The sequence below is a fragment of the Enorma burkinafasonensis genome (assembly GCF_902150035.1).
Taxonomy (GTDB): Bacteria; Actinomycetota; Coriobacteriia; order Coriobacteriales; family Coriobacteriaceae; genus Enorma; species Enorma burkinafasonensis.
The window spans coordinates 1-17,055 of the sequence record NZ_LR597503.1; the positions used below are offsets into that span (position 1 = coordinate 1).

Consider the following 17,055-nt stretch of genomic DNA (forward strand, 5'->3'; position numbering starts at 1 on the left):
TCCGGACATGCCGTCCTCCGATCTCCCGGGGCCGGCCGATCCGGCCCTCAGGGTATCGGGTTCCCACATTCATCCGCACATGTGCGGATGAATGTGGGAGGTGTTCGGATAAAGTTGATAATCAAGGAGATTCCGTCATCGGCGGTTTCATCCGTGCCGATGAGATGACAGCCGGCCGCTAAGCGCTATAATCTGCTGGTTCACCGAATCAATCTGGTAATTCTACCTCTACTCATATAAGGGGAGCCCTACATGCGCGTTGAGAACCTGAGGAACATCGCCATCATCGCCCACGTCGACCACGGCAAGACCACGCTCGTGGACAAGCTGCTGCGCGCGACGGACGCCTTCCGCGCCAACCAGCAGGTCCAGGACCGCGTGCTCGACTCCAACGACCAGGAGCGCGAGCGCGGCATCACGATCCTCGCCAAGAACTGCTCCATCGAGTACAAGGGCATCAAGATCAACATCATCGACACCCCGGGCCACGCCGACTTCGGCGGCGAGGTGGAGCGCGTGCTCAAGATGGCCGACGGGGCGCTGCTGCTCGTCGACGCCTTCGAGGGCCCCATGCCGCAGACGCGCTTCGTGCTCAGCCACGCCATCAAGACCGGGCTCTCGATCATGATCGTCATCAACAAGATCGACCGCCCCGGCGCCGACCCGGAGCGCGCCTACAACGACTGCCTCGACCTCATGGCCGACCTCGGCGCCACCGACGAGCAGCTCGAGTTCGCCATGGAGCACGTGGTCTACGCGAGCGCGGTGAACGGCTACGCGCGCCTCGACCCGTTGGCCGACGGCGACGACATGTACCCGCTGCTCGACATGATCATCCGCGAGATGCCCGCGCCCGAGGTCGACGAGACCGCGCCGCTCGCCATGCAGTGCGTGACCATCGACCACTCCACGTACGTGGGCCGCATCGGCATCGGCCGCATCTACTCCGGTACGCTGCACGACGGCGACACCATCCTCGTGGTGAAGAACGACGGCTCGAGCTCCACCGCCACCGTCAAGCAGCTCTTCACCTTCGATTACCTGGGGCGCGCCGAGTGCCGGGAGGTCCAGGCCGGCGACATCGCCGCCGTGGTGGGCATCGACCACACCGACATCGGCGACGTCTACACCGACCCCGAGAACCCGGTGCACCTCGACCCGATCGAGATCGACCCGCCGACGCTCTCCGTCGTGTTCGAGGCGTCGACCTCGCCGCTCGTGGGCCGCGACGGCGACATCGTGGGCGCGCGCCAGCTCAAGGAGCGCCTCGCCCAGGAGGCCGAGAACAACGTGACCATGCGCATCGAGGAGCTTGAGGACAAGAGCGGTGTCGAGGTGTCCGGCCGCGGCATCCTGCACCTGTCCGTCCTCATGGAGACCATGCGCCGCGAGGGCTACGAGTTCCAGGTGGGCCGTCCGCGCGTGCTCTTCAAGAAGGACGAGGCCGGCAACCGCATGGAGCCGGTCGAGCAGGCCGTGGTCGAGTGCCCCGACGAGTACTCGGGCAAGGTCATCGAGGTCTTCGGCAACGCCGGCGGCACCATGGTGAGCATGCAGGCGGGCAAGACCGTGACGCACCTCGAGTTCAAGATCCCCACGCGCGGCATCATGGGCCTCAAGAACCGCATCCTGAACGTCACCCACGGCGAGGGTGTGTTCTACCATACCTTCCTCGAGTACGGCCCCTACGCCGGCGAGCTGGGGCAGCGCAACAACGGTGCCATGATCTCCATGACCACCGAGAAGGCCGTGGCCTACGCGCTCGGCACGCTGCAGGAGCGCGGCACGCTCTTCGTCGAGCCCGGTACCGAGTGCTACGAGGGCATGCTCGTGGGCGAGCGCAGCAAGCCCGGCGACATGGTGGTCAACATCGCGCGCACCAAGAACCTGGGCAACCAGCGCAGCTCCACCGCCGACATCGCGGTGCAGCTCACGCCGCCGCGCACCTTCTCGCTCGAGGAGGCGCTCGAGTACATCGCCGACGACGAGCTCGTGGAGATCACGCCCAAGAACATCCGCCTGCGCAAGCGCATCCTCGACGCCACGGCCCGCAAGAAGGCCGCCGTCCGCGCCGGCCAGGTGAACAAGTAGCGCGTCCGGCCAAGCGCGGGCGTCCTTTCCGGTCCCGCGCCAGAGTCCTATCAAGCCGGCACGGGCGTTCTGCCCGGCCGGCTTGAGCTTCCTGCACAGCCGGCGCGGCCACTCTGTCCATATTCATGTACCTCGATGCATCGCGCGCGGTCGCCGCTCATCGAGATACATGAAGATAGCCGTTCTGGGCCCAAAATCCGCCGATTCCATCCATATCCGTGTACCTCGATGAATCGGGGCCTGCCGAGATACAGGGATATGGACAGCCGTCAGGGGAGGGCTTTGTAGGCCGCCCCGTCTTTAGCCTCGGAGTGGGCCGTTCCCTGTGGACGCGCCGGCAAGCAACCCTTCTACCGGCGGGCTTACCAAATCCTGAAACTTCCTTACCGTGCCCTGCAGGGCAGCTGACAAGCCGTTCCTATGCTTGTCGAGGACCGCATGGGTTCCGTGCGATAGCTGTGTGCAAGCCGCGTGAGACGTGGCGGACGGGGAAGTCGAGGTACAGGTATGAACGATGCCGGCATGAGAGACGGCCGCTCGAAGAGGGAAACCGCTCGCGCCGCGAGGCGGCGGCTCTTGGCGCTGGCGGTGAGTTTCATCCTAGTGGCGCAGGCGATGCTCTCGCCGCTGCTGAGCGTTATCGCCTATGCCGAGAGCGAAGGGGTCTCCTTCGGCGGGTTCTCCTCGGGCGACGGGGCCGATGCCGCGCGCATCTCCGCCGATTCCAGCGAGCTGCGCATCGCCGTTCTCTCCGACATGCATTATTACCCGGTCAACTTCGTCAGCGACTGCGCGGACTACGATACCTACGTCGGCGGCGACCCCAAGATGCTCGAGGAATCGGGCTCCATCGCCGATGCGGCGCTCGAGATGGTGCGTGAGGATGGCCCGGACGTCCTCATCGTCTCGGGAGACCTCACCAAGGACGGTGAGATCCAGGGGCACCGCGACCTGGCGGCCAAGTTCCAGGAGCTCGAGGACGAGACCGAGACCGAGGTCTTCGTCATCAACGGCAACCACGACATCTACAACTACCTCGACGCGTGCACCTTCGAGAACGGCTACAAGGAGAGCGCGCAGACCACCACGCCCGACGAGTTCAAGGAAATCTACGCGAACTTCGGCTACAACGGCGAGTTCGATGCACAGTATTTCTCGAATCCCGTTCCCGGTGAGGAGGCCGGCGAGCTCTCGTATGCTGTCGATCTCGGCCGCTTCACGATCGTCGCCATCGATTCCGGCATGTACAGCCCTGACGCCGGTACCGGTTACGACACCAACGAGCACATCACCGCGGGCCGCGTGGACGAGGACCTGCTGCCCTGGGTGACCGAGCGCGTGCGCGAGGCGGATGCCGAGGGCGATACCGTGATCGGCCTCATGCACCACGGTGCAGCGCCGCACTTCGAGGGCGAGGAGGATATCCTCTCCGAGTACGTGGTCGAGGACTGGCAGAATGTGGCGACCGAACTGGCCGACGCCGGCATGCGCTACATCTTCACCGGTCATATGCATGCGAACGACATCGCGGAGTACACCACGGTGAGCGGCAACCACATTACCGACCTGGAGACGGGCTCGCTCTCCTCTTGGAAGAGCCCCATGCGTACGGTGACCGTCACCAAGGGCGAGCCGCTCGATGACGGTACACAGCGGACGCACGAGACGTTCACCGTGAGCTCGCGTGGCGTGGACTCGATCGACTTCACCGACCATACGGGCCAGACCACGCACATCGATGATTTTCTCGCCTACACCCAAGAGCGGCTCTACCCTGAGACGCTCTTCAACAACATGGCCAACGGCATGCTTCGCCCCATGCTGCAGGAGATTGGCCAGACGGGCCTGCGCCAGTGGATCACCGAGAACCTGCCCGATAGCGACCTCGACGCGACGATTCTCGACCTCGTGCGCGGCGCCCTCGCAGGCGGCATGGATATCGAGCTCGGCACAGGCATCGGCCGCGTGCACGTAGAGTACCGTAACGGCGGTGTCCAGCTGTCGCCTTCCGGTACCGCGGGCCTCATCGGAGACATGACCATCACCGACGCGCAGCTGCTGCGGATCGTCTACGACGTGCTCGACAAGATCGAGGCGCGCTATATCGACGACCCCGATTGGCTGCTTGGGCAGGTCGATCAAATCGTCACGCAGGTGTCGAACTACGGGCTCTCCTCGCTCGACGGTGAGCAGCGCACGATCTACGACCTTGTTTTCTTCATCCTCACCGGCCATTACGCGGGGTCCGAGAACCCGCCCGCGTGGACGGCCGACGCCGTGGCGACCATCCGCCAGGGAGATATCGTGAGCGACCTCATCACCCTGCTCGTCGACGACGTCATGCCGATTCTGGACGACGCCTTGGTGAACACGTCTATCGACACGGGCATCGCGTTCAGCGGCTTGTGGAAGACCGCAATCGACAGCGTGACCGATGACGGGAACCTCAAGGCGACGCTCGAGACGTTCGGATTCGACGATCCTGCCATCCGCGGGCTCATCGACGGGCTCATCAACGAGTACATGAGCCCGAGCTTCCTCACGGGCATGGGCAACCTCGTTGGGGACATCTGCGACTCCATGCTCTACGACACCAACGGTGCCGACGACGTGATCGGCGGCGAGGGCCGCACCATCACCTTCGACGGGGCCACCGAGGCGCCCGAGCCCTCGGTGGAGAACGGCCTTCTGCCCACGCAGGTCACGATGACGCTGGGCGCAGATCCAACGACTTCGCGCAACATCCGCTGGTACACCGGCACCAACGTAACCCAGGGAACCGTGCAGGTGGCTACGGACGCCGCCTTTGAGGACATCGTCGCCGAGGTCGATGCGAGCTCCGAGGAGGTCACGAAACCCAGGACTCACCTCAACCTTGGGCTCGTGACCACGTATGGCACCCAGCAGGCGATGAAGCACTCCGTCACGGTGATGGGCCTTGCCGAGAACACCGACTACTTCTACCGCGTGGGCGATGCCGAGCACGGTTACTGGAGCGATGCCGTCGCCTTCACCACGGGTGGCGAGACAGACGGCGCGGACGCCTTCACATTCATCGACGTCAATGACTCCCAAGGCATGGTCGAAGCGGACTACGACGTCTACCTGGACACCCTCTCCGCCGCGCGGGATACCTTCCCCGATGCCGCCTTCACGGTCCACGGGGGTGACTACGTGGACGATGGCGCCAACGAGGACTACTGGACCTGGGCGCTCGATGACGATGCGGACGTGGCCCAGGGTATGGCCATGGCGCCTGCCGCCGGCAACCATGAGGCGCGAAGCGACGTCGAGGGCATCACGGATGCGAACCCCATCGTCTCGCACTTCAACCTTGCGAACGTGCCGGAGGGGCAGGACCTCTCCACGGGTGCGTACTACTCCTTCGAGTACAAGAACGCAGCTTTCGTCGTGCTCAACACCAATGACCTCGGTGCGGACGGCGGCATCTCGCAGGAGCAGTACGATTGGGCCTACCGGACGCTCTCCGCAGCCGATACCGAGTGGAAGATCGTGTTGCTCCACAAGAGCCCCTATTCCAATGGGCCCCATCAGGGCGACGAGGATGTGGTGGTGATCCGCGCCCAGATGGACGCGCTCGCCGCCGCCTGCGACGTGGACGTAGTGCTCTCCGGGCACGACCATGTCTATAACCGCACGCCGTACCTCGTGCGCGGCGAGACCCAGACCGTCACGACCGAGACCCAGACCTACCAGGGCACCAACTACGAGACCGCCGTCAACCCCAGCGGCTGCGTGTTCATCGTCGCCGGCACCTGCGGCGTTAAGAACTACGCGCAGGACACCACGGGGGGCATCCCCAGCCAGGTGGCGCTCGACCTGAGCGTCCCCGTCTACACCGGCTTCACCATCGACGGCGACCACCTCTACTACCGCGCCTATTCCGTGAACGGCGGAACCTCGGATTTGGTCGACAGTTTCGCCATCTCCAAGGCGGAGGAGGAGCCCGCTTGGAAGCAGGTCGAGGAGCAGATCGCCGCACTGCCCGAGCAGTCGGAGGTCGCACTGGACGACGCCGCCTCCATCGAGGCCGCTCGGGAGGCTTACGACGGCCTTTCCGCCGAGGACCAGAGCCAGGTATCCAACCTGGACCGCCTCCTTGCGGCAGAGCGCATGCTCGCGCTGCTGCAGAGCGTCGACGGCAAGCGGACGGTGACGGTCGCGAACCATAGTGATTTCACCGCAGCGATCAACGACCCCGGTGTGGGCACCATCATCACCCAGGGCACGATCGAGTTCGATGAGGGCGGCCTGTTCGACGACGGCGACCGCGAGATCTACATCCGTCGCGACGTGGTGGTCCGCGGCACGGGCGAGCTCCGCTACTGCCGTTTCCATGTAGAGGGCGGTGCGACCCTCGTGCTCGCCGACTCCGTCTACGTGAACGACACGCGCAGCCAGGGCTCCTTCTACGACGCGCTCAACCCCGTCGAGGTCAACGCCGGCGGCACCCTCATCACGCAGGACAGCGTGTCTTTGCGCACCGAGTACGGTACGGGCGGCAGCGACGATGGTGTGGCCGTGAAGCTCATGGGGGAGGGCGCCACCGCGATCCTCGGCAGCTCGGGTACCTACTGGGGATCCGAGGCGGCGGTGCTCTCCACCGCGAGCGGTACCACGCTCGTCATCAACGACGGCACGTATAGCGCCAAGAACAACAATCGCGTGGTCATCGACACGCACGGCGACGCCACGGTGAACGGTGGCACCATATCGAGCATGTGGATCTCGGGCACGCTGCGCGTGAACGGCGGAACGTTCGAGCATCAGGACTCGGCGTCGAGCAACTGGACCCCGCTTGCCGTCTCGGGTGGCGACGCCTACATCACCGGCGGCACGTTCGAGTCCTATAACGGCCGCGACGGCAACGCCTCCATCAAGCTGGAGAACGGCGCCCGCCTGCACATCCTCGCCGATACCGATGGGGCCGTGCGCATCGGCGACGTGAGCGCCTACGTGGGCTCGCCCTCCACGACCGACTACGAGAACGTGCGTCTCGGGTACGTGCGCGCGAACGGCTGGAACGGTTCCGAGGACGGAATCTACCGTGTCGACGGGGCCGTGAGCGCGGGTTCCGCAGAGGAGGTCGCCGCGCTTGGCGGTTCGCACCTTTTGACCGATGACGTCTCGGACAATGGCGACTACATGGCCGCGGTCCTGCCCGACGGCACGAGCACGGTCTTCGGCAAGTACTGGCTCTACGGTGGCGGCAGCGGCAAGGGCGCGCCCGCGGGTTCGGGTATCATCGGCTCCGGCGACGTCATTGTCTACGGTCCGGTGCGCACCATCCAGAACAACCCGGTCACGGGCGTGACTATCGACGGCGACGCCACACGCCTCGTGGACCTCAACCAGGAGGGGGCCGACACGCTGCGCCTCACGGGTTACACGACGCCGGCGAACGCCTTCAACAACGGTATCACCTGGAACTCGGACAACGCGCAGACCGCTTCTGTCGAGGAGCTCAACGGCCAGGGCGTAGTCACGGTCAAGCAGGCCGGCGGCGCCAACATCACGGCCACTTCCGACTCCAACCAGAACGCCTCCGCCTCGGTCGAGGTCATCGCCGTGCGGCCGGAGCTCGCGGGCGCCGACATGCTCGACGAGGAGACTGAGACGGCTGCCTACACGGCGGGCAAGGGCTTCGAGAGCGATGCCTACGACTCTCGCCTCACCTGGCGGTACTCGGTGGATAATCAGACCCTCGCCACGATCGACGCCGAGACCGGCGTGCTTACCAAGGTCAAGCCGGGCGCTGTGGTCGTGACGGCCACGCTCCTCCTTGACGGCGAGGCGACCGATATAACGGTATCCAAGACCGTCGCGCTCAAGTCCGAGCCCGAAGCGCCTGCCATAGAGGACGTGAACGCGCTCATCGACGTCCAGGTGGCAGACTCCAACGAGAGCGCGGCGGCTGCGCACGCCACGCAGACGTTCGAGACGCTCATCGCCAACAGCGATGGAGAGAACGACTCCTACGCCATCGGCGAGGTCTACTCCGAGGAGGCAGCTGCCGCCAACCCGCTCGAGGCATTCACGAACTTCCTCGGCGTCACGCGCGCCGCGAAGGTGTACAAGGTCGACGTGACCATCCAGGCTTCGCCCTACGTGGCGGCTTTCGACGAGGCGCTCGGGCTCGATGCGGGCACCCATGAGCTTGCGGGCGAGGAGTCCGTGACCGTGACGCTGGTGTGGAACGACGCCGACCTGAGCGCTGAGCCCGCCGTCGAGGCGGGTTGGACGCTCGCGGACCCTGATGCCGCGATGGTCGTCTTCCAGGTTGTGTGCAAGGGGAGCCAGGCGGCGCCCGCGCTCGCCGTGACCCCCGGAGCCGCCCATGCGACGGTGACGGTGGCGGGCGCCGAGGGCGCGACACTCTACGGCGACATCCAATGGTCGGATCACGAGACCGACTGGAGCCCCGATACGTTCCAGACGCTTGCGCCCGGCGCCAATGAGCTCGAGGTCAGCGAGAGCGGCACCTTCTACTTCCGCGCCGCGGGCGATGCGGCCAACGACCCGAGCGATGTCGCAAGCGTGTCGATCGCCAAGGTGACCTTCGATGCGGGCGAGGGTTCATTCTCGGGGGGCTCCGTCGGCTCCTGGTTCCTCGCGGACGGCACGGCGGTCGGTGCGGACAACATGCCCGCCGTCACGCGCGATGGGTACGTCTTCGCGGGCTGGCGGACGGCTGACGGCGCCGCCTTCGACGGCGCGACCGCCGTCACCGGGGAGATGGCGGTCACGGCGCAGTGGACGCAGCTCGTAGCCGTCACCGTGACGCCTGCCGCGGGCAACACCGCCTACACCTACGACGGCTCGGCGAAGCCCTTCGGCTTCATCGCGGAGCCCGAGGGCGTTGCCGCCGACAGCTTCACGGTCGAGTACCGCGCGGCGGACGCGGCGGAAACCGACCCCTGGACCAGCGAGGCGCCGGTGAACGCCGGCACCTACGACGTGCGCTTGACGCGCGGCGCGGACGGTACCTGCGAGGCGTACTCCCACCTCTTCGAGGACGGTCTCGTCATCGCCAAGGCAACGTACGTCACGCCCAGCGTCCTCTACGCAGCGGGAGATGCTGCGGGAACCGTGCGCATCATCCTCCAGCACGGCGATGCCGATATGTACTACTGGAGCGAGAGCGACGAACTGGGCGATGCGCTCGAGGCCGAGGGCAACGAGTTCGAGGTGGACCATGCCGGGACCTACCACGTCTTCGCCCCGGCGGACGATAACCACAACGCGAGCGAGGTAAAGGAAGTCGAAGTGATCGGCGTCACCTTCGACGACGGCGACGGCATCGAAGGCGACGAGAACGAGGGCGCCGTCTTCACCGAGGGCGCGACCGAGGTCCTCATGGCGCCGGGCCAAGCCCTGCGCTCCTGGGGCGGCATGCCCGAGGTATCGTGGGATGGCCATGAGCTCGTGGGCTGGGTCGCGCCCGACGGCAGCGAGGTGACCGACCTCACCGCTATCGAAGAGAGCATGACGCTCACCGCCCAGTGGAACCCACCGGCGCCTGAGCCCGGTCCCGTGGCGCCCGCGGCGCCCACGGCCGAGCAGGTCGCCCGGACGCCGGGCATCTCGGTCACGCTCCATGGTGTGAACGAGCTCAACAGCGAGGATGCCGAGGGCTCGCACCCGGATGCGACGTACGCGACGACGGGGGAGAACGCCCTCATCGCAGAGAGTTTCGCGGTCGCCGAGCCCGTTCAGGACCAGCAGACCGGCGCCTGGACCGTCCAGGTGACGCTCGACGGCGGCGCGTACCTCGACAGCTACTCCGGTCAGTATGGCGAGCACTACTTCGCCGACCCCGCCGACCAGGTGGGCGAGCGCACCTTCGCCCTCGCCTACAACGAGATGACGGGTACATGGGCTGTGGCTGACGGTCAAGATGCCGCCTTTGCCTTCGATATCACGTGTCTGACGATCCGTCCGGCGAACGCCGAGATCTACGTCGGCGGCGAGAGCGACACCGGCGGCCACTTCGTGGACCAGTACGTGGTGGACGGCCAGGGCGAGTCGTACACGATCGAGGAGCTCAATGCTCTGCTGAGCGGCCAGGCGGCGCGCATCGCCTACTTCGATGGGGACGGTACCGAGATTCAGGACGACACCGACCCCGGGACCTACGAGGCCCGAATCGTGCTCGACGGCACGTCGCGCTCGGGCGAGGAGGCCGTCGTCACGGTGGACGGCGAGCAGTACGCCTATGCGCTCGAGCCCGCCGAGCTGGTGATCCGCAGCGTGTCCGATAGCGCCGGGGCCGAACGCGGCGACCTGAACGTCGACCTGCTCGGGGCAACCGACGCCGGGTCCGTCAGGGCGGCGCTCGCCGAGGCGTCCGGCGGTGTGGTCGCGTCTCTGCCCGCGGGCACGACGGTCAACTTCAACGGCGACGCGAATGTGCCGCTCATGGACACCGCCGGCGTGACTCTGCTCTCCGACGACCTGCTGCCCGGGCCGCGCGAGGCCGAACTCGTGTCGCACGCTGAGGACCAGCTGGGGGTGGAGATCGGCTCGGCGGATACCTATGACTTCCAGTACCTCGACTTGGTGGATGAGGCCCAGTCCAACGCCTGGGTGAGCTCCTCGCTCGGCACCGATGTCTACTGGCGCATTCCCGAGGGCGCCGATCCTTCGAGCGTGCGCGTCTACCACTTCGCCGGCCTTCACCGCGACTACGACGCGGACGATGCCGAGGTCTCCGACCTCATCGAGGCGAGCACGGTGGAGACGGTACCCCTTCAGGTGGACGGGGAGAACGGTTTCGTGGGCTTCCATGTGGACGAGTCCGGCTTCAGCCCGTTCCTCATGACTTGGGAGCAGATGGAGGGTCCCGGCACCGATCCCGAGCCGGACCCCGAGCCTGAGCCCGAGCCGGGCGATTCCGACTCGGATGGTCCCAACGGAAACGTCGACGGCTCCGGCGATATCGAAAGCGCGGGCGATGGGTCCGGTCAGGACGGTTGCCGGGGCGACGGCTCCCAGACCAGCGGTTCGCAGGTCGCGAGCACCCCGGACGGAAGGCTCTCGTCCACGGGTGATAGCACCTGGCTGGTTGTCGGCGGGGTTGCCCTGGTCGGCACGATAGCGGTCGCTGCCGGCGCCCTCGTGCGCCGCGGCAGGCGGCGCCAGGGCTAACGGCCGCCGCGGATCGGTCCGCCGCAGCCACGTGGAGGCGGCGTCACCGGGCGTCGCGTGAAAGCGGGTCCCTCGGCATCTGGAAAAGGTGCCGGGGGACCTCCTCGTTCGAAGGCTCCCGCTCGATCGGTGAGTACATAGTTCTGTATCTCGATGCATCGCGCGCGGTCGCCGCTCATCGAGATACATGAAGATAGCCATTCTGGGCCCAAAATCCGCCGATTCCGTCCATATCCGTGTACCTCGATGAATCGGGGCCTGCCGAGATACAGGGATATGGACAGATCCGGGGAGCCCAGCGCGCGTGGACACCCGTGCCGGTCGCCTGCGGTAGGCGGCCTTCCCCCGGTCGAGACACCCGCGAAGAATGCAATGAATAAGATTTGCCATGGGGACAGCGCGTGCTCGCATGGAGGTCCGTCTTTCGAGGTTACCCCCTCGACGCCGGCGCGCGTGCCGTTAAGCACATGACTGCAACCGTCTGCCTGATAGTTTGCGCAAATGTATATAAAAACTTACGCCCCGCTTGAAAAATACTTGCGGTTTTTTCTTCTTCGCTAGCCTAAAAAGAACCATGCATGTAATCGGATGAATTTTGCATAAATGTGGTAGGGGGTACACATGCGGGGGAAGTCTTTGAGGGCACGGCTGGCGGCGCGGGCGTCGATGCTGCTCGCCGTCGCGTTCGTGGTGTTCAGCATCCCGATGATCGCCTATGCCGTGAACGGGTCGGGGCGCGCGTTCAGCGACCATACCGTTCCGACGGTCACGCCGCGTGGCACCACGATCAACCTGTTCGACTACTGGAACTCGAGCACGCAGGGCGAGAACCTCAACTGGGATACCGACCAGGGCATCAACGCCGGGCACCAGCTGCATTTCAACTCGGGCTCGTCTCAGAGCCTGCTCAACTCCTGGACGGGTAACAGCGGCAACCCCGCAGGCGCCGGCTTCCACGGCGAACCGCGCGACGGCATGCTCGAGAGCACGCTGGTGAACGGTTACCCGAGCCTCAAGGCCCAGACCATGGACGGGCGAACGAACGTATCGGGTTGGCCGCAGGTATCGACCCAGGTCAGCTCCGAATCCCTCGCGTATCTGTTCAACAGCTACGACTACCGCACGAGCGGCGCGAACAACGTGCAGGGCAAGGCCGCCTACACCGACGTGCAGGGCCTGCTCCAGGTCGATGCGGACGGCTACTACTATTACGACAGCAAGGACAACTTCGCCTCATTCAACGAGGACACCAGCTCCTTCACGGTGTATGACGCCCCCGCGGTCACCTACGGCAGCGAGCCGAACGTGACCGACGGCCAGTTCTTCCCCTTCAATAGCGCCGATGATGTGTTCACGGAGGCCGGCGGCAACCTCGACGGCAGCCAGACGAACGCGGGCAGCCAGGACCTCAACCACTACTTCGGCCTCTCGATGACCTCGCGCTTCGTCCAGCGCGACGGCGGCACCAACAACGGCCAGGCCGTCACCTACGAGTTCTCCGGTGACGACGACGTCTGGATCTTCATCGACGGCGTGCTCGTGGCCGACCTGGGCGGCATCCACGACGCGGTGAGCGTGAAGATCGATTTCCAGACCGGGCACATCAAAGTCACCGCGGCCGACGGCACCACCGACGTTACGCCTTCGCGCATGCGGACCATCATGGAGTGCTTCAAGGAGGCCGGCCGGGAGACGTCTGTCCAGTGGAGCGGCAACACCTTCGCGGACAACACGTACCACACCCTCAACTTCTACTATCTCGAGCGCGGCAACAACGCCTCGAACATGAACCTCAAGTACAACCTCGTGAGCGTCCCCGAGAGCGAGATCGTCAAGGTCGACCAGGACGGCACGCCGGTCGAGGGCGCGACCTACGAGCTCTATCGGGCGAACGCGAACTACGAGAAAGAGGGCAACGCCGTCTATACCGGCACGACCGACGCCAACGGCCGCCTGGTGTTCACCGATGCCAACGGGTTCCCCATCGCCCTCGAGCAGCTCAAGAACGCGAGCAAGAACTACGTGCTCGTCGAGACCACCACGCCCGATGGCTACCGGTCCGCGGACGAGGTGCACCTGTACTTCTCGGGCGGCAACCTGCTCGTTGACAACGAATGGGATACGGGCGCCTATGCCCAGGCGAAGGTGACCACCACGCTTCCGGAGGACACGGTCTACGACGCCGATACGGGCGATCCAGTCGAGATCGCCACGGACGGCCGCATGAACGGCACGGTCTTCGCGGTCGTGATGAAGCGCGATATGACCAAGCCCTTCGATGACGAGACCGCCTGGTCGCCGGTCTCGGGCGGCGCCATCGAGGGATGGACGGTCGCCGACGGCCACACCTGGGACGAGGTGCTCGCCGCCGCGCGGCGGAACCCCTACCAGCTGAGCATCACGTCGAGCGGCGCCATCGAGGGCGATATCGAGAACATCCCCGGCGACGTGAACAAGTACCTCTACCAGATCAAGAACACAGGCGGAGACGAGACCCAGGCCGAGTACTCGATCTCGTACTACTACACCACCGCCACCTCGATCGACGAGGCGACGGCGGAGAACACGCGCCGCCTCGATTCCAACGGCGAGCGGGGGCACGATGAGTTCGACCGCACTTTCTCCGTGCGCATCTACATGTCCAACATCTGGAACCGCCTCATCGTCCACAAGGTCGATGACGCCGGCAACGCCATGAACGGCGTCGAGTTCGCGCTCTACAACGCCGCCGACGTGACCATCGAAGCCGACGGCACGGCGGAGCGTCCCGCAGCGCAGCCGGTCGATACCGTGACGACGGGCGACCTGGGCGGCCTCGGCTCGGGCTATGCGGTCTTCCCTTCGGGGAACAACGAGCTCATGGCCGGTGACTACGTGCTGCTCGAGACGAGCGAGCCTGCAGGCTACGAGGCGAACAAGACCGCCGTCCGCGTGACCGTGAACGACGAGGGCGTGTTCGCGCACGCCGGCACCGAGGACGACGGCGTGTCCGTGAGCCGCGGGGTCGGCAGGGTCGTGCGCAGCATGCTCCAGTTCGCCGCCGACGACAAGGTCGATGCGACCCTGCATGACGTCGAGGCGACGCTGCTCACCAACGACTCGACGGACTTCGTGACCGTGGACACCGCGTGGACGCGTACCGCCGAGAGCATGCACCTGCAGTATGACGATGCGGGGACGGGTGCCGAGGACTACATCCCGGCGGAGGGGACCGGCAGCCCGTCGAGCCTCACGGTCGAGAGCGGCTGGTCGTCGCTGTCGATCCGGCAGTGCCTCGACCACGACGACGACACGGAGTCGAGCAAGCAGGACCTCGGCGACCAGGAGCTCTCCGCGGTTTTCTCCAACAGCGTGACGGTTACGGTCGAGAACCCGCGCGTGGGCGTCGACTACGCGGCCGCGGGCGGCATCTCGGTCGAGAAGCAGCTCGAGGGCAAGGACCTCACAGCGGACAACCGCTTCGAGTTCGTGCTCACCGCCGCGGACGCCGCCTCCGCCGCGAAGGCCGGCATCACGAGCCCCGACCTGAGCGTCACCGTCCAGAACGAGGACGCTTCGATGGTTTCCGGCGTCGCCACGGCCCCCGTGCCGTTCGACCTCGCGTGGCAGCGCTTCACCGAAGCCGATGCGGGCACGACGTACCGCTACACGCTCACGGAGACCGATGCGGGCGCCGAGGGCTACACCTATGATGACGCGACCTACTCGATCGTGATCGAGACCGCGGCGGACCAGCAGACGGGTGCCGTCACGGTGACCACGACCGTCAGCGACGGGCTCGCGACCGAGCAGTACGTCTACTCCACGGTGGACGGCGCCTCCGGCGATCCGGCGACCATCACGTTCGAGAACTCCTATACGGAGCCCGAGCCCGAGCCTGAGCCGGAATCCGAGCCGGAGCCCACGCCCGACCCCGGCGACGACACCCCGGACGATCCCGGCGATGGCTCCACGGGCGGCACGCCCTCCGAGGACCTGAGCCACGGCAACGGCGACGATGACGTGCTCGCCGCCACGGGCGACAGCACCCCGCTTCTCATCGGCGGCGTCGCCGCGGTGGGCGCGGCTGCCCTCGCCATCGGCGTGGTCGCCCGTCGCGCACGGGGCTTCAAGTGATGACCAGACCTCATGAGGGGGGCGCCCAGGCGGCCTCCTCCGCATCGGCTCCAACTATGGCCCCGCGGGTCGGGGCGGTCCCCACGATGGTGAACGGGCGGCACGCGTTCGCCGACGAGCGCACGCTCGTCCTCATCGCCCGCGGGACCGAGTGCGGGGAGGGCATCCTGCTCAGCAAGCGCGAGATCGCCGAGCGGTTCGAGATGAACCAGCGATCCATCGACCGCGCGCTCACGCGGCTGAGGCGCGACGGCCTGGTGGTCTCGACGCCCCAGTTCAACGATGCCGGCGCGCAGGTGGGAAACGTCTACCGCGCGACCGAGGCGGGCATGGAGCGCGCAGTCGCGCTCACTAGCGGCACGGCGTAGCGGCGGGGCGGGCGCCTCGGGCTTCGGGACGACGCAGCGGCGGTTGCGCGCCCGCGTGCCGCTACCGGTTCTGTCCATATTCCAGTATCTCGGCACGCGCCCGCACGGCAGCCGCTACATGTCCAGGCGTCGCTGCTTTCGCTTGCGCTTGTTCTTGCGCAGGCGTGCGAGGGCCTGCGCGCGGCGCTCGCGCTCGCGGCGCGCCTCGATGTCGGCGAGCGTGCGCTCGGGGCGGTCCGCCAGCGCCTCGGCCGAGGCGACGACCGGCGTCTCCTGGCGCGGCGTCGATGAGCCGCCCTCGGCGCCGCGACGGTGACGGCGGTGCACCATGCGCGAGATGTCCACCTCGGTGGGCGTCTGGATGTTGAACTCGATCGAGAGCCAGCGCAGGAAGACGGTCACGCCGGTCGAGATCACGAGGGCGAGGATGTTCCATACGCCCAGCTTGCTGACAAGGAAGATGTAAGTCGCCGCGCCGAAGATGGCCGCGAGCGCGTAGAAGTTGCCGCGCTGGAAGATGGTCGGCGTGCGCGCGAGGCAGATGTCGCGCAGCATGCCGCCGCCCACCGCGGTGAAGAAGCCCATCATGATGCAGGCGGTCGGCGCGAACCCGTAGACGTAGGCCTTGTCGGCGCCGATGGCGGCGAAGAGGCCGACCGCGAAGATGTCGAGGACGGCGATGAACTTGTCCGGCTTCTCGATGATGGCGGGGAAGACGAATACCACGGTGGCGGAGACGAGGCACGCGGGCAGGGCGAGCGGCTGCTTCAGGATGTAGACGTCGCCCACCTGGAGGATGACGTCGCGGATGAGGCCGCCGCCGAGGCCGAGGAGCACGGCGAGCCAGAGGGCACCCACATAGTCGAGCTTGTTCTCGCGCGCGGAGAGCACGCCCGTGCCCGCGGAGACCACGACGACGAAAAGCTCGATCCACAGCGGGATGGAGGCGGGCTGCGAGGACGCCGTGGCGGTGACCGCCGCGGCGGTCGAGGCCGCGACGGGGGCCAGGGATGCGAGCGCATCTGTCATCGGGGCCGCTCCTCTCGGGAATCAAGCACGGGGTCCATGCCTATCTTACCTGCTGCGCGGCGGCTTGGCGCGTGCGCGTTGTAGACAAGTTGTGGAAGTCCGCCGCGGCCCGCACGCATCGCGTGGGCGGGAAAAACGTTGTTTGCAAAGCATGCGAGATACGGTACAATTTCGTGTGCTGTAACGGAGAGTTGTCCGAGTGGCCGAAGGAGCACGATTGGAAATCGTGTAGGCGCCAAAAGCGTCTCCAGGGTTCAAATCCCTGACTCTCCGCCAGTTGCTT

General features: G+C 66.1%; 5 protein-coding genes and 1 tRNA gene. 5 read left to right on the top strand and 1 reads right to left on the bottom strand.

What is annotated here, in order from left to right; all coding sequences use genetic code 11:
- Positions 1-252 precede the first annotated feature (252 nt).
- The 4 genes from typA (at position 253) to FS885_RS02515 (ending at position 15,743) form a co-directional block, all read left to right on the top strand.
- Positions 253-2,091 carry a translational GTPase TypA gene (gene typA / locus FS885_RS02500; RefSeq protein WP_144743437.1) on the top strand — a complete coding sequence of 613 codons (1,839 nt, stop codon included), beginning with the start codon at positions 253-255 and terminating at the stop codon, positions 2,089-2,091.
- A 588-nt stretch (positions 2,092-2,679) separates the two neighbouring features.
- A complete protein-coding gene (locus tag FS885_RS02505) occupies positions 2,680-11,259 on the top strand; it encodes a metallophosphoesterase (protein WP_186365751.1) in 8,580 nt (2,859 codons plus the stop codon).
- Between the two features lie 621 nt (positions 11,260-11,880).
- A complete protein-coding gene (locus tag FS885_RS02510; protein WP_144743439.1) occupies positions 11,881-15,375 on the top strand; it encodes a SpaA isopeptide-forming pilin-related protein in 3,495 nt (1,164 codons plus the stop codon).
- A gap of 56 nt (positions 15,376-15,431) precedes the next feature.
- The gene (locus FS885_RS02515; RefSeq protein WP_144743440.1) at positions 15,432-15,743 is read left to right on the top strand and encodes a GntR family transcriptional regulator; all 312 of its coding nucleotides are present in this window, start codon (positions 15,432-15,434) and stop codon (positions 15,741-15,743) included.
- 114 nt (positions 15,744-15,857) lie between these two features.
- Here FS885_RS02515 and FS885_RS02520 read toward each other — a convergent pair whose 3' ends face one another.
- A complete protein-coding gene (locus tag FS885_RS02520; protein WP_144743441.1) occupies positions 15,858-16,772 on the bottom strand; it encodes a trimeric intracellular cation channel family protein in 915 nt (304 codons plus the stop codon).
- A gap of 185 nt (positions 16,773-16,957) precedes the next feature.
- Between FS885_RS02520 and FS885_RS02525 the strand changes: the two genes are divergently transcribed.
- Positions 16,958-17,048 (top strand) — tRNA-Ser (locus FS885_RS02525).
- Positions 17,049-17,055: the final 7 nt, after the last annotated feature.

What these genes read in the sequence shown, in the direction of transcription:
- typA (WP_144743437.1), top strand. Translation starts at nt 253, where the DNA reads ATGCGCGTTGAGAACCTGAGGAACATCGCCATCATCGCCCACGTCGAC.
- FS885_RS02510 (WP_144743439.1), top strand. Translation starts at nt 11,881, where the DNA reads ATGCGGGGGAAGTCTTTGAGGGCACGGCTGGCGGCGCGGGCGTCGATG.
- FS885_RS02515 (WP_144743440.1), top strand. Translation starts at nt 15,432, where the DNA reads ATGGCCCCGCGGGTCGGGGCGGTCCCCACGATGGTGAACGGGCGGCAC.
- FS885_RS02520 (WP_144743441.1), bottom strand. Translation starts at nt 16,772, where the DNA reads ATGACAGATGCGCTCGCATCCCTGGCCCCCGTCGCGGCCTCGACCGCC.